At 45.8% G+C, this 24,548-nt stretch carries 23 protein-coding genes; 9 read left to right on the top strand and 14 right to left on the bottom strand.

Annotated features, from left to right (window positions below; genetic code table 11):
- Positions 1-4: 4 nt before the first annotated feature.
- From F8C82_RS09855 to F8C82_RS09830, 6 genes are all read right to left on the bottom strand, one after another.
- Positions 5-769 (bottom strand): energy transducer TonB, encoded by a 765-nt coding sequence (locus F8C82_RS09855; protein WP_151693420.1) that lies wholly within the window; start codon positions 767-769, stop codon positions 5-7.
- A gap of 6 nt (positions 770-775) precedes the next feature.
- Positions 776-1,168: an ExbD/TolR family protein gene (locus F8C82_RS09850; RefSeq protein ID WP_151693419.1), complete on the bottom strand. Its 393-nt coding sequence runs from the start codon at positions 1,166-1,168 to the stop codon at positions 776-778.
- A gap of 17 nt (positions 1,169-1,185) precedes the next feature.
- Positions 1,186-1,866: a MotA/TolQ/ExbB proton channel family protein gene (locus F8C82_RS09845; protein ID WP_151694078.1), complete on the bottom strand. Its 681-nt coding sequence runs from the start codon at positions 1,864-1,866 to the stop codon at positions 1,186-1,188.
- A gap of 427 nt (positions 1,867-2,293) precedes the next feature.
- Complete coding sequence (gene nhaD, locus F8C82_RS09840; RefSeq protein WP_151693418.1) at positions 2,294-3,694, bottom strand: sodium:proton antiporter NhaD; 1,401 nt, start codon at positions 3,692-3,694, stop codon at positions 2,294-2,296.
- Between the two features lie 33 nt (positions 3,695-3,727).
- Complete coding sequence (locus tag F8C82_RS09835; RefSeq protein ID WP_151693417.1) at positions 3,728-4,954, bottom strand: Glu/Leu/Phe/Val dehydrogenase dimerization domain-containing protein; 1,227 nt, start codon at positions 4,952-4,954, stop codon at positions 3,728-3,730.
- A 179-nt stretch (positions 4,955-5,133) separates the two neighbouring features.
- Complete coding sequence (locus tag F8C82_RS09830) at positions 5,134-5,517, bottom strand: DUF1573 domain-containing protein (protein ID WP_151693416.1); 384 nt, start codon at positions 5,515-5,517, stop codon at positions 5,134-5,136.
- A 156-nt stretch (positions 5,518-5,673) separates the two neighbouring features.
- On the opposite strand from F8C82_RS09830, the gene F8C82_RS09825 reads away from it, so the two are divergent.
- Both F8C82_RS09825 and F8C82_RS09820 read left to right on the top strand, forming a co-directional pair.
- Positions 5,674-6,906 (top strand): sensor histidine kinase, encoded by a 1,233-nt coding sequence (locus F8C82_RS09825; RefSeq protein WP_151693415.1) that lies wholly within the window; start codon positions 5,674-5,676, stop codon positions 6,904-6,906.
- Complete coding sequence (locus F8C82_RS09820; RefSeq protein WP_151693414.1) at positions 6,903-7,595, top strand: response regulator transcription factor; 693 nt, start codon at positions 6,903-6,905, stop codon at positions 7,593-7,595. The genes F8C82_RS09825 and F8C82_RS09820 overlap by 4 nt, the downstream gene beginning before the upstream one ends.
- On the opposite strand, the gene F8C82_RS09815 is transcribed toward F8C82_RS09820, so the two are convergent.
- Entirely contained in the window at positions 7,592-8,671 is a 1,080-nt protein-coding gene (locus tag F8C82_RS09815; RefSeq protein WP_223279533.1) for an anhydro-N-acetylmuramic acid kinase, read from the bottom strand. The genes F8C82_RS09820 and F8C82_RS09815 overlap by 4 nt on opposite strands.
- A gap of 123 nt (positions 8,672-8,794) precedes the next feature.
- Between F8C82_RS09815 and F8C82_RS09810 the strand changes: the two genes are divergently transcribed.
- Positions 8,795-9,937, top strand: coding sequence for an acyl-CoA dehydrogenase (locus tag F8C82_RS09810; RefSeq protein ID WP_151693413.1), 1,143 nt, complete (start codon positions 8,795-8,797; stop codon positions 9,935-9,937).
- Between the two features lie 174 nt (positions 9,938-10,111).
- Here F8C82_RS09810 and F8C82_RS09805 read toward each other — a convergent pair whose 3' ends face one another.
- From F8C82_RS09805 to F8C82_RS14900, 4 genes are read right to left on the bottom strand one after another with little or no spacing between them, the layout of a single operon-like run.
- Positions 10,112-10,534 (bottom strand): hypothetical protein, encoded by a 423-nt coding sequence (locus tag F8C82_RS09805; protein ID WP_151693412.1) that lies wholly within the window; start codon positions 10,532-10,534, stop codon positions 10,112-10,114.
- Complete coding sequence (locus tag F8C82_RS09800) at positions 10,531-11,136, bottom strand: OmpH family outer membrane protein (protein WP_151693411.1); 606 nt, start codon at positions 11,134-11,136, stop codon at positions 10,531-10,533. Before F8C82_RS09800 ends, F8C82_RS09805 begins: the two co-directional genes overlap by 4 nt.
- Positions 11,137-11,162: 26 nt before the next feature.
- The gene (locus F8C82_RS09795; protein ID WP_151694076.1) at positions 11,163-13,160 is read right to left on the bottom strand and encodes a urocanate hydratase; all 1,998 of its coding nucleotides are present in this window, start codon (positions 13,158-13,160) and stop codon (positions 11,163-11,165) included.
- Positions 13,161-13,181: 21 nt separating this feature from the next.
- The gene (locus F8C82_RS14900; protein ID WP_407675825.1) at positions 13,182-13,361 is read right to left on the bottom strand and encodes a DUF5522 domain-containing protein; all 180 of its coding nucleotides are present in this window, start codon (positions 13,359-13,361) and stop codon (positions 13,182-13,184) included.
- A 145-nt stretch (positions 13,362-13,506) separates the two neighbouring features.
- On the opposite strand from F8C82_RS14900, the gene F8C82_RS09785 reads away from it, so the two are divergent.
- Together F8C82_RS09785 and F8C82_RS09780 are read left to right on the top strand one after the other, a co-directional pair.
- A complete protein-coding gene (locus F8C82_RS09785) occupies positions 13,507-14,397 on the top strand; it encodes a glucosaminidase domain-containing protein (protein WP_151693409.1) in 891 nt (296 codons plus the stop codon).
- Position 14,398: 1 nt separating this feature from the next.
- Positions 14,399-15,103: a class I SAM-dependent methyltransferase gene (locus tag F8C82_RS09780; protein WP_151693408.1), complete on the top strand. Its 705-nt coding sequence runs from the start codon at positions 14,399-14,401 to the stop codon at positions 15,101-15,103.
- Position 15,104: 1 nt separating this feature from the next.
- On the opposite strand, the gene F8C82_RS09775 is transcribed toward F8C82_RS09780, so the two are convergent.
- The 3 genes from F8C82_RS09775 to F8C82_RS09765 form a co-directional block, all read right to left on the bottom strand.
- Complete coding sequence (locus tag F8C82_RS09775; protein WP_151693407.1) at positions 15,105-17,699, bottom strand: hypothetical protein; 2,595 nt, start codon at positions 17,697-17,699, stop codon at positions 15,105-15,107.
- A gap of 145 nt (positions 17,700-17,844) precedes the next feature.
- On the bottom strand, positions 17,845-18,435 hold the full coding sequence (locus F8C82_RS09770; protein ID WP_151693406.1) for a ribonuclease HII: 591 nt from the start codon (positions 18,433-18,435) through the stop codon (positions 17,845-17,847).
- Positions 18,419-19,537, bottom strand: coding sequence for a glycosyltransferase family 4 protein (locus tag F8C82_RS09765; RefSeq protein ID WP_151693405.1), 1,119 nt, complete (start codon positions 19,535-19,537; stop codon positions 18,419-18,421). Before F8C82_RS09765 ends, F8C82_RS09770 begins: the two co-directional genes overlap by 17 nt.
- A gap of 127 nt (positions 19,538-19,664) precedes the next feature.
- Here F8C82_RS09765 and F8C82_RS09760 point away from each other — a divergent pair, with 127 nt between their 5' ends.
- Genes F8C82_RS09760 through F8C82_RS09745 form a run of 4 tightly spaced genes read left to right on the top strand, consistent with a single transcriptional unit; the run spans position 19,665 to position 24,406 of the window.
- Complete coding sequence (locus tag F8C82_RS09760) at positions 19,665-21,026, top strand: flippase (protein WP_151693404.1); 1,362 nt, start codon at positions 19,665-19,667, stop codon at positions 21,024-21,026.
- Positions 21,027-21,028: 2 nt separating this feature from the next.
- A complete protein-coding gene (locus F8C82_RS09755) occupies positions 21,029-21,952 on the top strand; it encodes a sulfotransferase family protein (RefSeq protein ID WP_170266215.1) in 924 nt (307 codons plus the stop codon).
- 16 nt (positions 21,953-21,968) lie between these two features.
- On the top strand, positions 21,969-22,979 hold the full coding sequence (locus tag F8C82_RS09750; protein ID WP_151693402.1) for a GumC domain-containing protein: 1,011 nt from the start codon (positions 21,969-21,971) through the stop codon (positions 22,977-22,979).
- Complete coding sequence (locus F8C82_RS09745; RefSeq protein WP_151693401.1) at positions 22,976-24,406, top strand: O-antigen ligase family protein; 1,431 nt, start codon at positions 22,976-22,978, stop codon at positions 24,404-24,406. Before F8C82_RS09750 ends, F8C82_RS09745 begins: the two co-directional genes overlap by 4 nt.
- Positions 24,407-24,548 lie beyond the last annotated feature (142 nt).

Here is a 24,548-nt window from a genome sequence, read left to right as displayed (position 1 = left end):
TGATTTATTGCTTACCGAAGTAGTAAATGATGTACCCAATTTGCTCTTCAACAGCGTTGGGATCACCTTGCCATTTGGTAGCCAAGGCAGCTGCTCTGGCTCGGTCAAAAAGAACGGATGAAAAGACGTTCGTGGCTACGTCGCCAGGAATATCTACTCCTGGTTCAGCTCTCACTACACGTCCGGTTCTATCTACGTAGACTTTAACAACCACACGTCCTTGATCCTGACTATCGTACGTCGGTTTTGGTTGTGACAGTGCATTGCGATTTCCCAAGCGGTAATTACCTCCGCTTCCGGTTCCGCCAACACCTGTTCTGTTTGGACTATTTGGATCGCCATTTGGGTCACCTTGATCTCCTCCACCTTCTGTTGCGCCTTCACCTTCTCCCGTTCCTTCTCTAACGCTGCTCAATGCTCCTGTTAGTCGACTGTCCGGTTGTGGGTCGGGTTGTGTCTCTTGAGTGGGTTCGGTGGTTTGCTCCTGAGTATTTACACTAGGTGCATCGGTAACATCTTGGGTAGCCACATTCGTTTCGGTAGGCTGGGTAGTAGGTTGTGTTACCGTTTCTTCTACTTGGGGCTCAGATTCCGAAGGAGCCGAACTGGTTGTTCCGCCGCCCACTGCATCGTAACCAAAGTTGATGGCGATTCCGTTTTCGGGTGGTGGGTCTTGATATTTTAAGCCTACAAAGAAGAATAGAATGAGGATCACCGCGTGAAACACGATGGTGCCAATTCTTCCATTTCTTTCATCTTTCGTAGCCATGTCTACTTATTTAGGATCCGTTGCCAAGATAATCTTCAATCGATTCCGATACGCAATATCCATTACGTGAACAGCGTCTCCAAGCGCAATGTCTTGGTCGGCATGGAGGATTATCACGGGGTCTTCAATTCCACGAACTGCGTCCATAATGACCGTTTCGAGTTGACCTACATTGATTTCCGTACCATTAACCGAGTAGCGCAAATCTTTCGTTACCGATACATCAACATCCTGTCGCTTCACGGTTTGTGCATTGCTTTTTGGCAAATTCAAATCCAATGCACGTGAAGTCACCAACGTGGATGTCAACATAAAGAAGATCAGCAAAAGGAATACCAAGTCTGTCATGGAGCTCATGGCAAAATCGGCACTGACCTTATTTTTTCTGTTGAAATTCATCGTTTGAGGTTGATGGGTTATACGGGTTCGTGAAGCAAGTCCAAGAATTCGGTAGCGCTAACTTCCATTTTGTAGATCACGCTCTCTACACGAGTAGTGAGGTAATTGTATCCAAAGTAAGCGAGAATCCCCACAAAGAGACCCCCTACAGTAGTTGTCATTGCGGTATAGATACCTTCGGCAAGCAAGCTCACGTCAATCTGTCCGCCTGCATTGGCCATCTCTTTAAAGGCCAATACCATCCCGATCACCGTTCCCAAGAAACCAATCATAGGAGCACCACCGGCAATTGTTGCCAAGTAAGGCAAACCACTTTCTAGTTTTTGAACCTCGATTTTACCTTGGTTTTCAATGGAGGCAGAAATATCGCCCATTGATTTACCAATGCGCACTACTCCTTTTTCCAAGAGTCGAGCTACAGGTGTATCGGTACTTTCACAAAGTGCCTTGGCCGATTCCATCTTGCCATTGGCAATGTGGTCTTTCAAGTTGTTCATGAAGTTCGGGTCTTGCTTGTTCGCACGTTTGATGGCGCCAAATCGCTCCACAAATATGTAGACTGCAATAATGGATAGCACGAAGAGCATACCCATGATAACAATACCTCCAATACCACCGCTTGTAATCAAGCTGATGACAGAAAGGGTTTTCTCAGTGGTTTCTGCAGCGCCCGCAGTATCTACTGGAGTGCTTGCCATGTCAATTTGAAGGAAGTTCAAAGCCGTGATGGACATTGTTATTCAGTGTTTTGTTCGGATCTCTTTACTCCAACGTATAACGCGCGGAGTTTAGCATATTGTCCAAACTTAGCAGTTTTCATCTCCCCTTAGTTGCGCCTCTCTTAAAGGATATTAACAATGTGGGGTTAGTGGAGGCTGTGTAGGGCTGCGCAGGTAGCTTCGCAAGGGCTGTGCAAGGGCTTGCGCAGGTAGCTTCGCAATTCGCTTACGCAGGTGGCTTCGCAGGGAGGGGGGTAAAGGCCGCCTACTATAGACTATAGCCTGACAACCAAGAAAGCCCCAAGATTTCTGCCGAGGCTTTCAATAATGTATAACTCCATACTTAGGACTCGAAACTCCGAACCTGAAACCCCGAACCCTAACCCGAAACTCCAAATCTCCGAACTCAATGAAACAAAACGTGCTCCAAAATATACACTACCGCACCGCTGAGATAGCCGATGATAGCGAGTAGAGAGATCTTCTTGAGGTACCAGCCAAAGGACATTCTTTCGAGGCCCATTACGGCTACACCAGCGGCAGAGCCAATGATAAGGGCAGAACCTCCTGTACCAGCACAGTAAGCGAGGAATTCCCAGAACAAACCATCCTGTGCGAAGAAGCCGGTTGGATTGATTGGGTACATACCCATAGACGCTGCTACCAATGGAACGTTATCTACGATGGAACTCAACAGTCCAATGATGATTCCTACTCCATACACTCCTGTTTCCGTATCTGTACCGATGGAGTTGTCTAGCATATTGGCCATCTGCGTTAGTTGTCCCGCATTTTGGAGACTTCCTACGGCAAGTAGAATTCCCAAGAAAAACAATACAGAAGGGGTGTCGATTTTGCGAATCACACCAATAACGCTGTGACGAGATTTGAAGGCTTGATTCTTACTTCTGTGGAGAATATCAGTCAATATCCAAAGAGAACCCAAGCTCAACATCATTCCCATAAATGGAGGAAGGTGTGTAATACTCTTGAAGACAGGGACGAATAAAAGTCCTGCTACACCGGCAAAGAATACCACGTTTCTCTCCATTGGAGTGGTAGGATCCAGGTAGTGATCAGCCGTTTCCTGACGAACAGGTCGCTTGATGGTGCCCTTGGTTCTAAGCGATAAAATCGTCAATGGAACAATGAGACAAACCAATGAAGGCAAGAATACACCCGTTACGATTTCCCCAGTCGTAATCTGACCAGAAATCCATAGCATGGTGGTCGTTACGTCTCCAATTGGCGACCATGCACCCCCGGCGTTTGCCGCAATAACTACCAAACCAGCGAACAGCCAGCGGGTCTGTTGATCGTCGATGAGTTTCTTGAGAAGCGAAACCATTACAATGGATGTCGTAAGGTTGTCGAGTGCCGCACTAAAGAAGAAGGAAAGAATGGCGATTATCCACATCAACTTCACCTTGGAAGTGGTGCGAATTTTATCTGTAATTACAGTGAATCCTTCGTGAGCGTCTACCAATTCTACAATGGTCATTGCACCAATAAGGAAGAAGAGGATGCTTGCAATTTCAGAAAGCGACTCCAACATCTGGTGATGGGTGACGTATTCTGTAATTAGGAGCTCTTGTGTTAATGGTTCGTGGGAATGCGAATTCAGTATGCTGAGAACAGCTTCGTCTATTCCGCTAAAGTCCACTATTTCGTAAGCTCCAAGAACGTAAAGTGTCCAACAAAGAACACCCGTTACTAGAGCAGAGGCTGCCTTATCAATGTGAATTTGGTGTTCAAACGCAATTGCTGCGTAACCCAAAATGAAGACAACGACCATTGCTAAATACATGACAAACGGCTTTTAGTGAGTAGTTGTGTGTGGTTAGTTGAGCTGATCTAGTGCAATGCTGTACGCAGTATCTGTTACATGCGTTCTTTTATCGCTCTTTGCGTGTACCTTGGCTAAGGCTTCGCGAATCACGTTGCTAGTGTCTTTGAAGATGGCAACGTCGGTTACTTCTGCATGGTCTTGCATCAAGTAGCCAAATACACGGGCCATTCCACAGTTTGAAATAAAGTCAGGGATTACAGCAACGCTATTGTCTGCATGTTCAGCAATAGGACCGTAGAAGATTTCACGATCGGCGAATGGAACGTTAGCCCCAGAGCTGATCACTTCGAGTCCATTGGCGGACATTGTGTCGAGTTGTTCGCGAGTGATCAATCTAGAAGCCGCAGCTGGAATGAATACTTCAGCGCCAATGCTCCAAATTTTTTCATTCGCTTCTTCAAACGACATCATGTTATCGGATACCAAGAAGTTTCCGGTCTTGGCCAATACAAGTTCTTTGATTTCTTCAAAGGTGAAGCCTTCTTCTTTTACCAATCCGCCCACTCTGTCGATGATGCCGACAATCTTAGCACCTGCTTGAGATAGGTAATATGCTGCCGGAGCTGCAACCACTCCCCACCCTTGAATGATGACACGCTTGTCGCTCAAGTCGCCGCCCCAGATTTCATAGAAGTGACGAACACTTTCGGCCACGCCATAGCCTGTGATGAGATCGCCAACTTTGTCGTCTCCATTGGTGTTTGGGGTGAGGGTTTCATCTTTAACCATCAAACTTACTCCATCTTGAAGTTGGCGAATTTTGAGCGCTTTGTCTTCTGGAGATGGATTGTAGTGTCCTTGAAGAACACCTTCTTGAGGGTGAAGAATTCCCAATTCACGAGTGATGGGAATAACCTCAGATTTTTGATCTACGTTGAGGTCGCCGCCAGTTCCGTAGTAGTTTTTGAGAAGGGGACGAACCGCGTTGTACCAACGGCGAAGAACACCGTCTTTGCGAGGATCGTTTGGATCAAAATCGATACCGCTCTTAGCACCGCCAATAGCTGGACCAGCAACGGTGAATTTGATTTCCATGGTCTTGGCTAGAGATAGAACTTCGTGTTCCGTAAGTCCAGCACGCATGCGAGTTCCGCCACCGGCTGCACCCCCGCGAAGGCTGTTAATTACGGTCCAACCACGTGCTTCTGTTTCTGAATCTTGCCAGTGAAAAACAATTTCTGCTGGTTTCTGCTCGTATGCTTTGAGACGATCTTTCATATTCTTATTGCTTCTGAATATCCGTTGAATTAGAGGTCTAACACTCTCTAAAAGTCGCCCAAAGGTAAGCTCTGTAGTTAAAACGAATGTTGTTTTTTGGTTTCAATTGATATTTGATGGACGGAATGAAAAAGCCCTCCGATTTTCATCAGAGGGCTCAATTGTAGTGCGAAGTGGTTTTACTCCACCACACGACCTTTAAAGGTCAAGACTTGAGTGGCTTGCTCTGCATTGGATTGAACAGTGATGCTCTTCTGAAATTGACCGAGTGATTTGGCGTTGTATTCGGCCTTAATTAGAGCCGATTCACCGGGGGCGATAGGTGTGCGCGGAAAATCGGCAACCGTGCAACCACAGCTTGGTCGAACATTACTGATGATAAGAGGTTCTTCACCATCATTGGTGAATTCGAATTGAATTTCGGCAGGAATGTTGTGTGGGATCTCGCCGAGATCAACTGTGGTACTTTCCCATTTGAAAGAAGCGGCACTATCGCTAGACGAATAGAACGGAGCACCGATGAGAAGGGATAAGCTAACGAGGGATGATTGTAGAATATTCATATGAGTGAATTTTAGTTGGGAGCAAAATCGCTCTTGAATTCAAAGCTCATTAACTTCATCCATCCCCTTGCACAACGAATTGTGAACCTTTGTTAATGACCTGTTAACCCTCTTTTGGAAGAGAGAAATACGTCGCCAAATTACTACCCTTGAACCGTGGATACGAAGAGTATTAAAATTGTAGTTGTTATCGGGTTCCTCGCTATAGCAGGGGTTCTGGGTTTGCAATCGTATTGGTTGTATCAAACTTTTGAGAATGAACAAGACCGCTTGGACGAGAGCATTCATATTGCTTTGCTCGAAGTGGTCAAGCAGTTGTACCGAGATCAACCTCTTCCTCAAAACAACCCCGTTAAACGAATCTCTGCGGATTATTACGCAGTGAATACCGAAGCGGAAATTGACGCCTCTCTCCTCGAGTACTTCTTGGAAGTTGAACTGGCTAGAAGAGCGGTTAATCTGGATTTTGAGTATGCTATTTACAATTGCTACGACAATGAAATGGTCTATGGGAGTTATGTTTCTGTAAGTGGAGAAGAGCCACGTGAGTCGGAGTATTTCCCAAAACTAGATGACTATGTGTACTATTTTGCAGTTCGTTTTCCAGGCCGAACCAAGTTTGTGGTGTCTTCTTTAAGTGAGTGGATATTACTTACGGTATTACTCATTGTGGTTCTTGCCATCTACGTTTACTCAGTGTTTGCATTTAGTCGGCAACATCGTTATGCCTCCATGCAACGCGACTTTATCAACGCCATGGCCCACGAGTTTAAAACACCGCTTTCTTCCATTCGATTGGCTTCTGCTTACTTGATTGAACAGCCAGAAGTGATCAATGACGATAGGAACTTGAAGTACGCGAAAGCGCTCATTTCTTCCAGTGATCGCTTGAACTCAGAAGTGGAGCGTATCCTCGAGTTGGCAAGAGTTGAAGCTCGATCTCTCCCTCTGAAGATGGAGTCGGTGTCCTTTACTAGTCTTTGCGAAGAGGTATTAGACGGGCTTCGATTATCCTACCAAAAGGTTCAGTTTGATGTGGTGGGAAAAGCAGGTGAAGTGGTGGCCGATCCCATCCATTTGAAGAATATCCTTTTCAACTTAATTGACAATGCAGCCAAGTACGGAAATGGTGAGGTGCGGATTCAATGTGAAGTTCGAAGGGACGGCACGGTGATTCGCGTAGAAGACAACGGTACGGGAATCCCCGTGGCTGAGAGGAAACGGGTATTTGGCAAGTTCTATCGCTCGTCAACCAGAGAAGAAGCGAAGGGTTTTGGCCTTGGTCTTTACTATGTAAGTCACGTAGTAAAGGCGCACGGTTGGAAAATAGAAGTTGCAGACTCCGACTTAGGCGGAACGGCCATTTACATAATCATTCCAAAATCATGAGAGCACAATCGGATATCCGCATTTTGTATTTGGAGGATGATGAAACACTGGCCTTTCTAACTTCCGATCACTTGAGTTTGAAAGGGTATGAAGTGGTACATGTGGAAACTGGGGAAGAGGCCTTGAGTCAGGTGAATGCTTCGCATTTTGACCTGTGCATTCTGGATATTATGTTGCCAGGCATAGATGGGCTTACAGTAGCCGAACGAATTCGGAAGGCCAATCGAGAAGTACCCATTATCTTTTTATCGGCAAGAACACTGGTGGAAGATCGAATCACGGCCCTGCGGATTGGTGCGGATGACTATTTGGTGAAGCCGTTTCGAATTGAAGAGTTACTCTTGAAGATTGAGGTTTTTTTGCGTCGGTCGGGTGCCGTGAATACAGCCATTGAAGAATATGTGGCTTCAGATGTGGTGTTTCGCCCCACCGAATTTAGAATTCAACTTTTTGATAAGGACGTAAAGCTCACCGCTCGAGAGGCAGAGGTGTTGGAGTTTCTTTGGAAACACGCCAACAAGACACTGAAGCGAGAAGAAATCTTACTCGCTGTTTGGGGAGATGACGATTATTTCCTCGGTCGGTCTTTAGATGTGTTTATCTCTCGATTGAGAAAGATGCTTGCCGAAACGCATCTTGAGATTGAAAACGTCCATGGCGTTGGATTTGTCTTCCATGTGACCAATTAAGCGTAAATCACGCCTGAACTGTGGTCTTTGCTCGCTCCGGTAACCGATGCTAATACGTTGGTTTCACCGCGCATTTTTAGAAGTGCCAAGAAGCCGAAAATTAGTGCCTCTTTGTAATTAATGACCGTAGATTCTGGAAGGGTAAGCTCGCCCGAAATGGATTGCTTTACCATGTTAATGAGGTGTTTGTTATACGCGCCGCCTCCCGTGCATAAAACGTTTTGGGCGTCTACTTCCTGCAAGGTTTTGGCAATTTGATAGGCCGCTAATCCTGTCAGCGTGGCGATAGACGCCTCGTGGTTCAATTGGTCAAGTTTGGGAAGAATAGCATTCTCAAACCACTCTCTTCCTAAGGATTTTGGAGGATCTTCTGAGAAATAAGGAAGTTGATTTAGATGATAGAAGGTTGGTCCATCCATGGCATTAGAGGCGGCGATGTGACCGTTCTTGTCGTATTCCAATCCCATCTTAGCCGCGAAGTGATTGAGTCCAATATTTACAGGGCAAATGTCCCAAGCCACTCTTCTGTTCTCTCTCTCGAGGGATAAGTTGGCAAATCCACCGAGGTTCAAACAGACGTCGTATTCTGAAAAGAGAAGAGCGTCTCCGATGGGAACGAGCGGAGCTCCTTGTCCGCCAAGATCAACATCTCCAACCCTAAAATCACAGACTGTAGGAAGGCCAGCGGCACTTCGAAGTTCGGGTCGATTTCCAATTTGATAAGTCAGGCCTTTCTCGGGTTGATGAAGTACGGTATGTCCGTGAGATCCAAGCAAATTTACCTTCGTTTCAAGGTTGGAAATGTGATTCCTCACTTGTTCTCCGATATAGGTGCTCAGCACAACATCTATTTCAGTCGCTTCATTCGGTGATGAGATGGTGTACGCTTTCTCTATTTTTTGAAGAAGTTCTGGCGGATAAGGGATGGTTTCTGCCTTTAGAATTTCGAAACGCCAAGAGCCGTCTTCCAAATGAAATGTGGACGTACAGAGATCGAGGCCATCTAATGAGGTGCCCGACATGGTTCCGGTTACGGTCCATGAACCATTGTTCTGCTGGAATAGACTGTTTTTCACCCGTCAAAAATGGACGTAAAACCCTACATTTGCAACCGTTAAAATCGGTTTAGTCAGATTTTAGGTAGAAATCGAAGTTATTTTATTCCGACTTCGAATTATCAAGGCTCAAAAACTAGCGATATGCACTTTGAACTATCAGAAGAACATAAGATGATTCGCGACACGGCTCGCGACTTTGCACAAACAGAGTTGTTGCCAGGTGTAATTGAACGCGACACCCACGAAAAATTCCCTGCCGAGCAAATCAAGAAGATGGGCGAACTAGGCTTCTTGGGAATGATGGTGGATCCTAAATACAATGGCGCAGGTATGGATACTGTGAGCTATGTATTGGCCATGGAAGAGTTATCTAAAATTGACGCATCTGCTTCTGTAGTGATGTCGGTGAACAACTCTTTGGTTTGTTGGGGCCTTGAGAAATTTGGTACCGAAGAGCAAAAAGAGAAATACCTAAAGCCATTGGCTTCAGGAGAAGTGATTGGCGCATTCTGTCTTTCTGAACCAGAAGCAGGATCTGACGCTACGTCACAGCGCACTACAGCTGTAGATAAGGGAGATCATTACGTATTGAACGGTACGAAGAACTGGATTACCAATGGTAACTCTGCATCTATCTACCTAGTAATGGCTCAGACTGATGTTGAGAAAGGTCACAAAGGCATCAACTGCCTTATTGTTGAGCGCGAGATGGAAGGTTTCCAAGTAGGTAAGAAAGAAGAGAAATTGGGTATCCGCGGTAGCGACACTCACTCTTTGATGTTCACCGACGTGAAGGTTCCAAAAGAAAACCGTCTAGGAGAAGAAGGATTTGGATTCAAATTCGCCATGAAGGTATTGAGCGGTGGCCGTATTGGTATTGCTGCACAAGCTTTGGGTATTGCTAGTGGTTCATTGGAGTTGGCTACCAAGTACGCTAAAGAGCGTGTTGCTTTTGGTAAGCCGATTATCGAGCACCAAGGTGTTGCTTTCAAGTTGGCTGAAATGGCTACGAAAGTAGAAGCAGCTCGCCACCTTGTATTGAAAGCAGCTTGGTTGAAAGACCAAGGTCAGCCTTTTGATAAAGAAAGCGCTATGGCTAAGCTTTTCGCTTCAGAAACTGCAATGTGGGCTTCAGTTGAGGCCGTTCAAATTCACGGTGGTTACGGTTACGTAAAAGAGTACCACGTAGAGCGTCTCATGCGCGATGCGAAGATTACTCAGATTTACGAAGGAACTTCAGAGATCCAAAAGATTGTTATCTCTCGTTTCTTGGCGAATGAATAAGACAGTATGGAGTACTGGTACTAAGTACGAGTGCTCGGTGCAAGAATAGAAAATCCCCCATGGCAAATGCTGTGGGGGATTTTTTGTTAGTTGATACGGCAGTAGCTGCGCAAAGGCAAACCGTTGGTTACGATTTTCTAATTGTCGGACATCGTTGGAGACCTAGGGCGAATATCACCTCGTCCAATATGCCACTACATTGTCGGCGCCTGTTCCATCGTTAAAGGTGAAAGTCATGTTGACCTGTTCGCCAGTGCTATTAATGCTACCGCTACCGCTAATGGTGAGCCCGTCTACGGTTTGAGAAGGGATTTGCAATTGACGGTTGTACACGTTGGCGTCGATGGTCCATGAGGTCCCTTCGTTGTGAAGTCCGGTGATGGTGATTTCATCGAGCTGTACGCCTTCATATACGGTGATGGTGTAGGACTGTGGGGCAAAGTCGCCAGAGGTTTCATTGCAGACCCAGGCTCCGAGCCATTGGGTGCGATCGTCCACATTGATAGGGTCTTCCTCACAAGCTACCAAAAACAAAAAAACGGATAACCCGAGAATTCGAGTTAACCGTTTTAAACTTTTCAATTTTGCTGATTTCATTCTTCAGATGATGTTGATGCGTTGTCTTTCGCATTCAAACGCTGTACCAATTGAGTGGTAATATCCGCAAGAGAATCACCATAAAGTAGGGTTCCCTGGTATTGCAAAACGTAATCAAAGCCCATTTCTGTTTGCAAATCTGCAATGCTCTGGTCGATGTCGTCTTTTACAATTTTCATCAATGAATCATTCTCTAGCTGAAGCTCTGCCATCTTGGTTTGTTGATACGTCAAGTAGGCTTGTTCAATACGCTGATACTCGTTTTGAGCAGTGCGCAGTTGAGTGGGAGTTAGGCTTGGAGCGGCTTGTTGAAGCGTTTGTCTTTCAATCAAAACGTTCTCCTCCCGTTTAGCCAAGTCCTGGCGAAGACGTTGTTCTTTGGCAGAAAGACTGGTCATGTAGCGCGTGTGCAACTGATAGTTATTGAGCAATGAATCCATGCGCACATATACGATGTTGCCTTTGGGTGCGGCACTTTCAGTAGAGGTAGAGGAAGCGCTTGGTTTAGCCGAGGTGTCGTCTCCACCGGTAAAGTGAAGGGCAAAAAGAACCACTACGGCAATGGCTAAAACTACTTGGAAAATGATGTTTCCGTTTTTCATAAACTGAATTTTTCCTTCAAGGGTAATTAAAATTGTTGATTGATTAGGTCATCGGAGGCCAAGTTAGGCAATGTTACCTTCAATAGAGGTGTGCGTTCCATTTCTCTTTTAATGGCAAAAATGGCTTCGCTGTTTCGAGCCCATGACCTGCGGGCAATGCCGTTGTTTACATCGTAAAGCAACATTTGCTCTAGGCGATCTTTCGCTCCTTCGCTACCATCGAGGTACATACCAAATCCTCCATTGATCACTTCACCCCAACCTACGCCACCACCATTGTGGATGCTAACCCAGGTGGCGCCTCTAAAGCTGTCACCAATCACATTGTGAGTGGCCATGTCTGCGGTGAAGCTAGAGCCATCGTAAATGTTGCTGGTTTCGCGATACGGTGAGTCGGTTCCACTTACATCGTGATGATCTCTACCCAAAACAACGGGACCAATTTCTCCTTTGGCAATTGCTTCATTAAAGGCACGTGCAATGGCAATTCTACCTTCTGCATCGGCATAGAGAATACGAGCTTGAGAGCCCACCACCATTTTGTTCGGCCCCGCTTGTTGAATCCAACGAATATTGTCGGCCATTTGCTGCTGAATTTCTTTTGGAGATCGTTCCATGATTTCACTTAGCACCCTTTCAGCAATGCGGTCGGTTTTCTCCAAATCTTCAGGTTTTCCGCTGGCACAAACCCAACGGAAAGGACCAAATCCGTAATCGAAACACATGGGACCCATGATGTCTTGAACATAACTAGGGTACTTGAAGTCGATGCCGTTTTCAGCCATAATGTCTGCGCCTGCGCGTGATGCCTCTAGTAAGAACGCGTTCCCGTAATCGAAGAAGTACATTCCCTTTGCGGTAAGGGCATTCACGGCTGCAGCATGTCTTCTCAAAGTGGCTTGAATGGCCTCTTTGAATGCTTCAGGTTGATGAGCCATCATTTCGTTGGCTTCTTCCAAACTCATGTCTACAGGATAGTATCCTCCAGCCCATGGATTGTGAAGAGAAGTTTGGTCGGAGCCCAAATCAACCTTGATATTGCGCTCTACCATGCGCTCCCAAAGCGTAACGATGTTTCCGAGGTAAGCAATGCTGTGGGCTTCACCTTTTGCACGATGTGCTTCAGCGGCATCAATAGCGGCATCCACATCTTCAATCACCTCGTCTACCCAGCCCTGCTCGTGACGCTTGTAAGCGGCCTTCGGATTCACCTCTGCTGTGATGCTCACAACGCCAGCAATGTTACCTGCTTTGGGTTGAGCACCACTCATACCACCCAATCCGGCAGTGACAAACAGTTTTCCGGCGGTTGTTCCAGCGGTATCAATTTTTCTACAGGCATTCAACACTGTGATGGTGGTTCCATGCACAATGCCTTGCGGTCCAATGTACATGTATGATCCAGCTGTCATCTGACCATATTGCGTAACGCCCAAGGCATTGAATTTCTCCCAATCATCCGGTTTTGAATAATTTGGGATCATCATTCCATTGGTCACAATCACACGAGGAGCTCCTGGATGTGAAGGGAAGAGGCCCATCGGGTGACCGCTGTACATGTGTAGCGTTTGCTCGTCGGTCATTTGCGACAAGTACTGCATGGTGAGGCGGTATTGTGCCCAGTTTTGGAACACAGCGCCATTGCCGCCATAGGTAATCAATTCGTGAGGATGCTGTGCTATGGCATGATCCAAGTTGTTTTGAATCATCAACATAATGGCAGCAGCCTGCTTTGATTTTGCAGGGTATTCAGAAATCGGACGCGCTTTAACTTCGTAGCTCGGACGATATCGGTACATATAAATACGACCGTATTTCTTCAATTCTTCTGCAAACTCTGGAGCGAGTTGCGCGTGAAATTTTTCAGGAAAATAGCGAAGCGCATTCTTTAATGCGAGCTTCTTTTCTAGGTCGGTTAAGATCTCCTTTCGAACAGGAGCATGATTAACTTCCGGGTCATATGCAGGGAGTTCCGGTAAGTAATCATGAGGGATTCCGAGTTCAATTTCTTCGGCGAAGGACAATTTTCTCGCAGTATCCATGGGTTATTTTTTTCGAAATGTTCCGGTTCGTTTGTCAAAGCCATAGGGGCAATGCTTGCAACCACTCTGACAACAGTGACCTCTTTTCAGATGATATTTCTCCGTGAAGACAATAAAGCCCTCCGGACTGAGATAGTAATCTTCTGGATCGAGATTTTTCACTTCATAGCAATTTGTGCCCAAAGGTACCAACTCGAAATGATTTTGAAGTATGGAATGATGGGAGTCTAAATGCTCCTGCGAACGTTTGAGGCTATCAACTTTCCATCGTTTATAAAATAGCTGTGCTGCTGTGCCGTTTCCCTCCCAAACATAGTAGTTTGCGCACATGATGAAGAATTGGATATTGGGAACCCTTGTTTTGTTCTCAACGGTGGTGTCGGCTCAGAGTCGTTTGGAACTTCGCGAAGCCTATATTGAGAAGTATAAGAACATCGCCATTCGTGAAATGCAGATGTACGGCATTCCTGCTAGTATCACTCTGGCCCAAGGAATTTTAGAGTCGGGCGACGGTACGAGTGATTTGGCAAGGGAGGGAAATAATCACTTCGGAATCAAATGTCATTCAGATTGGAATGGCAGAAGAATGTATAAGGATGATGATGAAGATGACGAGTGTTTCCGTGTCTATGATCATGCTGAGGCCTCGTTTCGCGATCACAGTTTGTTCTTGAAGGAACGCAGTAGATACGAGCGACTTTTCCGATTAGATCCATACGATTATGAAGCCTGGGCTGAAGGACTCAAAGACTGTGGATATGCCACCAATCGCCGTTACCCAGAGTTGTTGATTGGGATTATTGAAGATTACGAGTTGTACAAGTACGACAAGATGGAATACACTCCAGATGGGGATGTCATCGCTTCCTCAGGACACGTTGTACTCGTTCATGAATCGGGGTTGGAATACGTTGTGGTCAAGGCAAATGATGATTGGAACCGCCTGTCGATGGAGGTGGATGTTACCATCGATCGACTCTTGGACTACAACGATCTGAAGTGGGATACGAAGTTGGAAGAGGGGATGATTATCTACCTTGAGCGCAAGTATAGAAGAGGTTCGGTAGAGAAGCACCGCGTTCAAGAAGGTGAAACGATGCATTCAATTTCACAGAAGTTCGGAATTAGACTGGACAAGCTGTACAAACGAAACCACATGTTGCCAGGAGAAGAGCCTAAAGTAGGTGAGGTCTTGACGCTACAAGGATATAGAGATTAGTATGAGCGAAGAGGATCTTTTTGGCCGAGCGATGCTCGATTATCATACAGGCCTTGGCTTGCAAAAGCTCCGCGTGCGAACACAGGCGGTAGATTGGGAAGATCTTCCCGTTTCTCATTTCTTCAGAAGGGCCGATGAGTTCCCTGAAATGGAGAGTATCGCTCTAGAGTATTGCAAGGGGAAGGTTCTGGATATGGGAGCGGGTGCCGGAGCACATGCATTGGAGTTACAGGCAAAAGGTCACAGTGTAGTGGCGATAGATTCGTCGGAAGGTGCCGTTCGCGTGATGAAAGCCAGAGGTGTGAAAGATGCGCGCGCTGATAGGTGGGAAGATTTTACAGAATCTGGATTCCAAACCATTCTTCTCCTCATGAATGGCATCGGTTTAGCAGGCACTCTAGAAGGATTGAAAGATTTCACCGATCAATGGGAGCGTTGGTTAGAGCCAGGTGGGCAAGTAATTTTTGAATCGACAGACATCGCTTATATCTACGATTTTCCGGCAGGTTCTAATCCGCTTGAATTAGAGCCGTACTACGGTGAACAGACCTACGTGATGCGCTACGGATCTACCGAAGTCTCTTTCCCATGGTTGTTTGCCGATGAGCAATCCCTTCTTAGCAAACTCTCCGACTTAGGATGGAAAATGGAAGTGCTTCACAAAGATGGGTTTGGCAGTTTCTTAGTCCGAGCTCAAAAAGCTTGATTTACTCCAGCTTGTAGTTCAGCAAGTTTCCATCACCAGTACCCACAATGAGGTTCAATACACCTCTCTGACCAAATTCTCCAACGGTAAAGAACGACGAGCCATAAAGTGGAAGTCCTGGCAATGGATCACCACTTTGGCCGTACAACCATACCTGATCTAGATCGGGGATAACCACTCCATATATTGGAGCATCATTGCGCACAAAGTAAAGTGGTTCGGAAAGATCTTCATCGAGGTCCACTTGGAATGGATGGAGCTCGTCTTTTACCGTGAGTTTTCCACTTTGTGTAATCACGTATCGATTGTCACGGAATACAAAATCACCTGGATTGGATTCCATATCGATCTCGGTGCTATCCACGGTTCCATTCATGAAGAGACTCACCAATTGTCCTCCTTCACTGAAGGTGATCAAACGAGTTTCATCGGTTGTTTTACCCACGGATAAGTACAGGTCGTTGTGTGTGTCTGGCAAGCGGTCTTCCATTGGGATACGTGTTTCTCCTCTTCGAGAAACGAGGTGTACCACGCCACTTTTTTCTCGAATAACGATGAAATCGCGAGTGCCTACTGTGAAGTGTTGCGGCTGACGAAGGACAGGAGATTCTGTAGGTTCAAATACCCATCCATCTACTTGTTTACCTTCTTTGTCGTAGTTCAATACACGTTTGCCACACGGAATAACGAAGCGGTAATTGCGCGCCCTGTCGTAGTCAAATACCGCCATTGGTGCGGTGGCGTTTTCAGGAAGTGCCACTGGGAACGGAGCGACATCATGCCCGTTTCTATCTACAATGTAAATGAACTTTTCGGTGTTGAAAGCCAGTTGAAGTTTGCCATTTCGGAAGAGGTCAACTTGACTCACTTTGCCCTTTATTGGACCGTCTAATTCTCTTTTCCACAAGACCTTTCCACTGTGGTCTATGAGGTAGAATTGATGGTTTTCATCCTGAACAACCACTTCATTCTTTTGAGTGTAATGATTCAGAACGAGCTGAGGTTGACCAACAACTTCTCCCGACAATTGAACGGCCCAAAGTTGTTTGGCTTCGGCCACGTATTCCTCTTCGTGACGTGCGTAAATATTGGAGTAACTCACATCGCCGTCTACTTTGTATTGCAGAGCAGCCCAAGCAATTCGAGATAATCCCTCAAAGTTGTCGTCAATTTGCTCCTTAGCTTCATCATCCACCAAACGACGAAGAAGTCCAAGAGCTCCTGGGTTTTTGTACACCACTCTCAAGTGTCCCTTTCCTGGAATTTCATTCATGACCTCGTTGAAGGTAGCCTGCCCCGTTAAGGTTCTTCCATCCATCAAGTCGTTGATAACCCCTTTTAGGGTAAGCAGGTTGTTGCCAAAGATGACATAATCATTGTGGAAGGTGTAGTAAGGAGAAATCATATCCTTGAAAATTCGACCATAGCCGAGTAGCAGGAGGTTTTTCGGAACCGATTTGTGAATCAAATACCCACGGTGATTTTCAATGAAATTTTCGTCGGCTTGAATTTTCAACATTTCTTCCGCTAATTCTACATCCTCCGCGTGAACGTAAGCTACGCGAGGTTGGGCTATTGCATCTGGAGATGTCTCTAGACTGATCAATCCGAATTCATCCCCACCCCAAGAGTAAAGGACTTCGTTGATGTCAAAACCAAGTTCAGAAATTTGAGGTTCAAAAAGGCGCAAGCGATCATCTCTTCGCAAATACTCGCGGTATTTCGCAAAGTATCTTTGAGAGTAACTCATGCTGACCATAACGGCTTGAGCTGTATTGTTGGGAAGTAATTTGGAGGCTTCGAAAGAACCCGGACTATTTCCATCAAAACAACTCAACCAACTGTTGGCACTATCGGGGTTGAAGTTTACACCAGAGAGCATCCAGTTATCCACGTTCAATGATAAGTCGTAGGCTGCCCATGTTCCCAGATTGTCAATAAAGTTCAATGGGGCATGTGGGAATGAAGTTTCGAGCAATCCGCCAATTTCGCCGTAGTTCACCAAAATATTAAGTGCATCTCTCTTATTGGTAATCTGGAGTGCAGTCACAAAATCAGAATTACTGCTAAGCGAATACTTCGAGTTCAATTGACGTATGGCTTCTTCAATAAGACGTGGACTTCTGCTTAATAAATCCACTCCTTTGAAAGAGGCCGCGTGCCAAGAGTACTCGTCGCGAGTTGCAGAGTAAATGTCGGTGTTGTCATAGGTCCTCTTCGTCCAATTGAGATTGGATGGAAGTGAAGTTTCACCCTCTGATGTTTTCGCCAAAAGAAGGTCGTAGGCATCAGCACCAGAGGCGTGTGCTGCAATCCATAGTGTTTGTTGTTTCTGTGGAATAGGAAAAGAGCTAATCCATTCGCGAAATTCTCCAAAAAGGGGAAGAGTGTCTAGTTCCTTGTAAATCGCATTTTGCTGAATATCGTAGGTGAGTTCTTCCAAGTCGTTCACCTTGAAAATGATGGAACTTCTCAGCGGAAGGGCATCTACTGCATCGCTGACTTCATTCTTGCTGAAGTCGCACGATACAAGCCCAAAGCACATTGATAGTGAGAAGAATACAAGTAGACTTCGTACGTAGATTTTGGTGCTCATATAGATGCGAATTTTCCGTCAAAAGTAAGATAAAAAAGGCTTCGCAAGGGCTGAGGCAGGTTGCTTCGCAAGGGCTGAGGCAGGTTGCTTCGCAGGGGCTGTGGCGGTTGCTTCGCAGAAGTTTGACTAAAGCCTAGAGCCTAGCCTAAAACTGATCCGGTAGTAATTTAAAACTCTTTCTATGAATGGGACTTGGTCCGTGTTGGCGGATGCCGTTGCGGTGCTCCACTGTGGGGTAGCCCACATTTTTATCCCAACGGTAATGGGGATACTTTTCGTGGGCTTCGCGCATAATGCGGTCTCGTTCGGTTTTAGCCAGAATGGATGCAGCAGCGATGGATAAATACTTGCCATCTCCTTTTATCACACATTCATGAGGGATCTCACGATAGGGAACAAACTTGTTTCCATCAACCAAAATATACTCCGGTTCACTCTTCAACTGGGCGAGCGCTCTGTGCATGGCCTCAAAGGAAGCTCGAAGGATGTTTATCTCATCTATTTCTTCATGGGAACACTGACCAATGGCCCAAGCAGTAGCCTTCTCCATAATGAGGGTTCGCAATTCGTCACGCTTCTTCTCCGTGAGTTTTTTGGAATCGTTGAGATGAGGTAGATCCACATCGTCTGGCAGGATAACAGCTGCCGCAACAACAGGCCCGGCTAGGCAGCCACGTCCCACTTCGTCGCAACCAGCTTCAAGTCGACCTGCAAGGATATTAGGAAGTAGGCCCATTTGCTGTTTTTAGAATATTGTCCCACAGTCGTTCGGCTGACTGATCCCATGAAAAGTCATCCGCGCGCTTTAGTCCGAGTTCAACCCATTTTTTTCGTTCCGCTTCCTCTTCCAATTGATTCATAGCGGCAACCCAATCTTCCACTTCATATGGAGAAAGCTGAATGGCTGCATCACCCGCTATTTCAGGCATGCATGAAACATTGGAACAGATAACAGGTGTTCCAGCGGCCATAGCTTCTACGATGGGAATGCCAAAACCTTCAAAGAAGCTGGGGAAGAGGAGAGCTGTAGATCGAGACAAGATTGCATTTAGTTCATCTCCGTGCTTTCTACCGATGAAATGCATGTAGTTGGTATAAGGCGATTCATCCAATACTCGGTTGAGTTCTTCGTCTTCAAACATGGTTGAACCCACAAACACCAACTCTCCACGGCCGCCTTGAAGCTTGTATTTGGTAAATGCTCTGGCTGCAAGTGCAAGGTTCTTTCTTGGATTTAGGGCGCCTACACAAACGAAATAGTTGAGGTGATCAAAAGGAAGGTCTGGCTTTGCCTCAGTCATAGGGTGAAACTTCGCCTGTGGAGCATTGTAAACCACATCTAGCTTCGATTTGGATAGTCCCCATGTCCGAGCAGCATCTTCAAGGGTGTGCTCACTTACACAGACAATCCGATCAGCCATGCGTGCATATTGCACCATGTATTTTTGGTAGAAGGTTGCCACTTTGGTTGGCATCCATTCGGGATGATGCTCAAAATTCAAATCGTGAACCGCCAGCAACTGTGGCCCTTTCCAGTTCAGTGCTGCCATTCCATCGGGAGAAAAATAAACGTCCGGTTTGATTCTTCTCAACCTCATGGGAACCGTAGTGTGATTCCATATTTTCCATAGTAGGGGATGTCGTGCAGGAGGAGAAACGCGGTGGAATTTTACGTTCTCTCCATATCGGAAAGATTCATCCGCTTTGCGGTCAAAGATGAAGTGAAACTCGTGCTCAGGGTGACTCTCAACTATGCGTTTTAGCAGAGAGTGTGTAAACCAACCCATTCCCTCAAGTCGATCCTTCAGCAGCCATCTGGTGTTTACAGCAATCTTCATTGTTCAAATGTAGCAAAAGATAGAAGGAAGGGGAGTCTTCAGGCTTTAGCCTTCCATCTTCGGGTTGAGGATTGCAAAAACATCACCTATCTTCCATCGTTTCACCTCTATCCGTACTTTTGCAGCCATGATTGACAAAGTGCATCGTCGTCTTTCGCGTATGCGAGAGGATGGTCGACTTATTGAATTACTGAAAGGATCGGGATTAGTCCTGATGTTTAAAATCCTAGGTGCACTTGGAGGGTACGTCTTTGCCATATTGATTTCCAAATGGGCAGGTCCTAGTGGCTATGGTGTATTTGAGTTGGCTACTACTGCGATTATGATCGTTGCAGTTCTTTCTCGTTTAGGGCTGGAGAGTGCCATTGTCAAATACATCTCGAGTTTTCATATTGAACAGAAATTCGGTCAGATTCGTCGTATTTACGGAATTTCCGCATTGGCCGTTTTGGCGCTAAGCACATTGCTCGGATTGCTCTTTGTTTATTTTGCTGATACCGTTGCTCTGTGGTTTTCTGACGAACAAGACGTGGTTTTACTCACTCAGTGTTTTGAGTGGGTGGGATATCTCACACCGGTATTTGCATTGCTTCAATTGAATGCAGAGGCTTTACGAGGTCTCAAGCGAATGGGGGATTACAGCCTTCTGCAGAATGGCACCATCATGTTGTTGTCGGTTTTGTTCCTCTGGCTTTTAATGGAGAACGAAACGGTTACAGGACTTACTGCTGTTCAGGCCTATGCGGGGGCTATTGTGATATTAACGCTAGTCAGTTTTGTGATGCTACTCCGTTCGCACAAGCGCGATTTGAATGGGACAGATTCAGAAAAGATTGATTTCAAGCAGGTTCTCAAGACAGCCTTTCCCATGTTTGTATCTGGGTCCGTGTATTTGGTGATGAGTTGGACTGATACCTTGATGGTAGGTGCGTATATGAGCGATGAGAGTTTGGGGGTGTATCGCTTTGCCTTTAAGATGGCAACGCTCATCACCTTTGCTCAATTTGCCATCAACAGTATAGCCGCGCCTATGATTAGCGGATTTTCAACCCAAAAGAATGTGGGTGGACTCCGCGCAATCATTCATCAAATTTCTTGGTTGAACCTAACCTTGAGTTTTCCTGTATTTGTGGTGTTTTTCTTCTTTCCAGAATGGGTATTGGAAACGGCTGTTGGTGAAAGTTTTGCGGATGGAGCTACATCCCTTCGCATTCTAGCCATTGGTCAAGTTGTCAATGCACTCTGTGGTCCGGTGATGAATACCCTGAATATGTCGGGTTATGAAAAGGATACCCAACAAATAATGTTGTGGACCGCTGGACTGAACCTCTTGCTGAACTTCATTGCTATTCCTTCCATGGGGATTACTGGAGCGGCGGTTGCAACCACTATTTCTATGGTGATTTGGAACTTAGTTGCCGGTTACAAGGTGTATCGATATTTTAACATCATATCTTTACCCATTCCTTGGAGATGGAGACCCAAATGACGGTGAAACGACTTTTTATTATTGGAGCAGCGAAGTGTGGTACCACAACGGTAGATCAGATGTTGCGATCTCATCCAGAGATTTACATGAGTCCGATCAAAGAGCCGAATTACTTCTCCACTGATATTCGAGTTGAAGATTTCAACACATTTTACCGCGAGAACAACACGAGAGACTTAGAAGAGTACTTCTCCCAAAGACCGTTAACTCCGGTTCATCTGGATTTTGTGCGCAATCCTCATCAGTATGATGCCTTGTTTGAAGAAGCACCTAAGAGTGTTAGATTTTTAGGGGAGAGTAGCACGAGTTACCTGTACAGTGAGGTAGCGGCAGAGAAGGTAAAGACTGCTTATCCAGATGCATCCATCATTGTGTGCGTGCGAAACCCTGTTGATCGATTGAAGTCGCATTTGAAAATGGCCTTGCAAGGTGGTTTCATCAAGGCGGCTACGGATGCTGAGATCGAAGCCGATCATGGACGAAAGGTGAAAGGCTGGGGAGTGAGCGAACTTTTTTTGGAGTTGGGCAAGTACGGTGAGCAATTGGAAAGATGGTATGCCAACTTCCCAAGGCATCAGATTCACATTATTCAATTTGAGGATTTAGTTGAGGATCAGCAAAAAGTATGGAATGAGCTCTGTTCTTTTTTGAATGTTTCGATATTTGCGCTCGAATCCAAAGTCCACGAAAATTCGGGCGGAATTCCCAAATTCCCTCGATTGAATGCGGCTTTGAGGTCCTCTGGTTTAGTGCGAGGAACTATGCGTTTGCTGCCGGAGAAAATGAAAAACCGATTGAAATCAAATTTGACAGACCACCAAGCGTCTATTCAAATTGATGAAGATCGATGGAGAGAATACTATCTGAATGACATACAGCGTTTGGAAGGCCTTAGTGGACTTTCATTGGATCGCTGGAAAAAATAATTGAGGGAGAACAACTATGGATTATCAATCTACCAACCTGATTGCTTTCTTGTACAAATGGAGAAAGCCTTTGCTGATTTTGCCGCTTGTTGCAGGTGTCATTGCTGCTATATTATCGGCACCTACCTTCATCGCTCCAAAGTATCAGTCGAGCGTAATTCTTTACCCATCTACCACTAACTCCGTCTCTAAGGCACTCCTTCCTCAAACAGGTTATGCCGACGAGGATATTCTTGAGTTCGGTGCAGAGGAAGAAGCGGAACAGTTGCTCCAAATTCTCAACTCGGATGAGATTCGCGATTCCATTGTAGAGATGTACAACTTGATGGAGCACTATGAGATTGACCAAGAGAGTCCGTACAAAATGACGGAGCTTCGTGAGACTTTCTCTGACAATGTTGATTTCAGAAGAACAGAATACATGTCTGTGGAAATTTCTGTTTTGGATGAAGATCCGCAGACAGCGGCAGATATCGCCAATGATATCAGCGGTCTTCTCGATCGTGTAAAGAGAAGAATTCAGCGTGAACGCTCTCGCATTGGTTTGAGTATTGTTCAGAATGCCTACGACCAGATCAAGGGTGAGGCAAAGTCTCTCGAGAATGGATTGAAAGATTTGCGTCTCCGCGGGGTGCATGATTACGAGTCTCAAGCGGCGGTTTATTCAGAACAGTTGGCGATAGCGATTGTGGAAAGAGGTCCGAATGATTCTCGTGTTAAGGAGCTTAAAAATCAGATGGATACCTTGGCAAAATACGGAGGTCGTTATGTAGATATGCGAGATGAGCTCGAGTTGCTTAAGGAAGAAGAAATCAAGGTGAAGACCAAGCTCGATCAGGCGAAGGTGGATTACCATCAAAACCTTCCATCTACCTTTAAAGTGAATAGCGCGACACCTGCCGAGAAGAAGACATATCCGATTCGCTCTCTAATCGTGTTGATTTCAATGATTGGCACCTTTGTGGCAACCATGATTGTCATTCTATCTATTACAGCTTACAAAGACGTTCGCAAAGCACAGTCGTGAACGGAAAACGGGAACAGCTACTGATTTACGGGGGAGGCATATTAGTCATCCTCCTGAATGCCATTGCAATAGTAACGGAGAATTTTGCTCTGATGGCTATTCCATTTGGTTTGATCGTTGTTGCAGCTGCATTGCTGAAACTCGACATCTTGATGCTGTTTGTCATTTTCGCTACGCCGCTTTCGGTAACCCTTACAGATAAGAATTTCAACGTTGGACTCAGTTTGCCAACGGAGCCTATTTTAGCTGGGATTACCGGCTTACTTCTCTTTCGCTTTATACAGAGTGGGAAGGTAGATTTGAAAGTGCTTCGTCATCCCATTGCCATTACCATTGGCCTCTCGCTTATTTGGATGGGGATTACCACCATTCTAAGTGAAAGACCCGATGTGTCCATCAAGTATCTCATTGCGCGCATTTGGTTCATCGTGCCGTACTTCTACTTGATGTCGCAGATTTTCAAAGATGAAAGGAAAATCAATTGGTTCTATTGGCTGTTTCTCATTCCGCTTTGTATAGCTGGATTGTACACCATGTCGCAGCACGCAGCTCATGGATTTAGCAAGGAATCTTCGGTTTGGGTAATGTGGCCTGTCTTCAAAGAACACACATCGTATGGAGCTGTCTTGGCTATGTATTTTCCCGTGTCGCTGTACTTCGTTTTAAAGAAGAACATCCTCTGGATTCGCGCTGTTGCATTCCTATTGTTAATGATTTTGACTGCGGCCATCATCTTATCGTTTACACGTGCTGCGTGGTTGAGTATCGTTGCTGCCGGTATTGTGTATTTGCTAGTAAAATACCGCGTCAATTTTAACGCTTTGCTCGTTACGGCGTTTGTCGCTTTGGGGATGGTATATGGGTATAGCGACCAGATATTTCAGAAGTTATCGAAGAACGATCAAGTGAGTTCGGACGATTTAGGAGAGCACGTTCAATCCATGACTAACGTCTCCACAGATGCATCCAATCTCGAGCGAATTAATCGATGGACATCCGCCTTTAGGATGTTTAATGAACGCCCACATACGGGTTGGGGACCAGGAGTATACATGTTTGAATATGCACCTTTTCAGAAGCCATATGAAAAGACCATTATCTCTACGAATGCAGGGAATATGGGGAATGCGCATAGTGAATACATTGGTCCGCTAGCCGAACAAGGTTGGCCTGGATTGCTAATTGTACTCGTTCTTGTAACCACCATGATGGTTTATGGAATCAGGGCGTATAGAAAGGCAAAGTCCGACGAACTCGGCTACTTAGCCCTCGTGGCCATGTTGGGATTGGTTACCTACTTTACTCATGGATTCCTGAACAACTTCTTGGACATGGACAAGGCAGCCGCGCCGGTTTGGGGCTTCACGGCAGTCATCGTCGTGATTGACACTTTCTATCGGCACCCTTCCAATCAAAAGCAGCGCTAACTCAAGCACCGCCGAAGTCAAAATTACTTACGAGGCCTCGGTGTCGTGAAGGATTGCACACTATTCGTTGCAATTGTAATTAATTCTCACCAACTTGGCAGGACGTTTAACGTAGTGCTTCGCTGTGCTATCATTGCATAAT

The sequence above is a fragment of the Phaeocystidibacter marisrubri genome (assembly GCF_008933165.1).
GTDB classification, from domain to species: Bacteria; Bacteroidota; Bacteroidia; order Flavobacteriales; family Schleiferiaceae; genus Phaeocystidibacter; species Phaeocystidibacter marisrubri.
The sequence above is the reverse complement of the archived record's forward strand: the minus strand, read 5'-3'. Positions and strand labels throughout refer to the sequence as shown.

Bases quoted from the DNA above. Each gene is read 5' to 3' on its own strand.
- F8C82_RS09855 (WP_151693420.1), bottom strand. From the start codon at position 769: ATGGCTACGAAAGATGAAAGAAATGGAAGAATTGGCACCATCGTGTTT.
- F8C82_RS09850 (WP_151693419.1), bottom strand. From the start codon at position 1,168: ATGAATTTCAACAGAAAAAATAAGGTCAGTGCCGATTTTGCCATGAGC.
- F8C82_RS09845 (WP_151694078.1), bottom strand. From the start codon at position 1,866: ATGGCAAGCACTCCAGTAGATACTGCGGGCGCTGCAGAAACCACTGAG.
- nhaD (WP_151693418.1), bottom strand. From the start codon at position 3,694: ATGTATTTAGCAATGGTCGTTGTCTTCATTTTGGGTTACGCAGCAATT.
- F8C82_RS09835 (WP_151693417.1), bottom strand. From the start codon at position 4,954: ATGAAAGATCGTCTCAAAGCATACGAGCAGAAACCAGCAGAAATTGTT.
- F8C82_RS09830 (WP_151693416.1), bottom strand. From the start codon at position 5,517: ATGAATATTCTACAATCATCCCTCGTTAGCTTATCCCTTCTCATCGGT.
- F8C82_RS09820 (WP_151693414.1), top strand. From the start codon at position 6,903: ATGAGAGCACAATCGGATATCCGCATTTTGTATTTGGAGGATGATGAA.
- F8C82_RS09810 (WP_151693413.1), top strand. From the start codon at position 8,795: ATGCACTTTGAACTATCAGAAGAACATAAGATGATTCGCGACACGGCT.
- F8C82_RS09805 (WP_151693412.1), bottom strand. From the start codon at position 10,534: ATGAAATCAGCAAAATTGAAAAGTTTAAAACGGTTAACTCGAATTCTC.
- F8C82_RS09800 (WP_151693411.1), bottom strand. From the start codon at position 11,136: ATGAAAAACGGAAACATCATTTTCCAAGTAGTTTTAGCCATTGCCGTA.
- F8C82_RS09785 (WP_151693409.1), top strand. From the start codon at position 13,507: ATGATGAAGAATTGGATATTGGGAACCCTTGTTTTGTTCTCAACGGTG.
- F8C82_RS09780 (WP_151693408.1), top strand. From the start codon at position 14,399: ATGAGCGAAGAGGATCTTTTTGGCCGAGCGATGCTCGATTATCATACA.
- F8C82_RS09775 (WP_151693407.1), bottom strand. From the start codon at position 17,699: ATGAGCACCAAAATCTACGTACGAAGTCTACTTGTATTCTTCTCACTA.
- F8C82_RS09770 (WP_151693406.1), bottom strand. From the start codon at position 18,435: ATGGGCCTACTTCCTAATATCCTTGCAGGTCGACTTGAAGCTGGTTGC.
- F8C82_RS09765 (WP_151693405.1), bottom strand. From the start codon at position 19,537: ATGAAGATTGCTGTAAACACCAGATGGCTGCTGAAGGATCGACTTGAG.
- F8C82_RS09760 (WP_151693404.1), top strand. From the start codon at position 19,665: ATGATTGACAAAGTGCATCGTCGTCTTTCGCGTATGCGAGAGGATGGT.
- F8C82_RS09750 (WP_151693402.1), top strand. From the start codon at position 21,969: ATGGATTATCAATCTACCAACCTGATTGCTTTCTTGTACAAATGGAGA.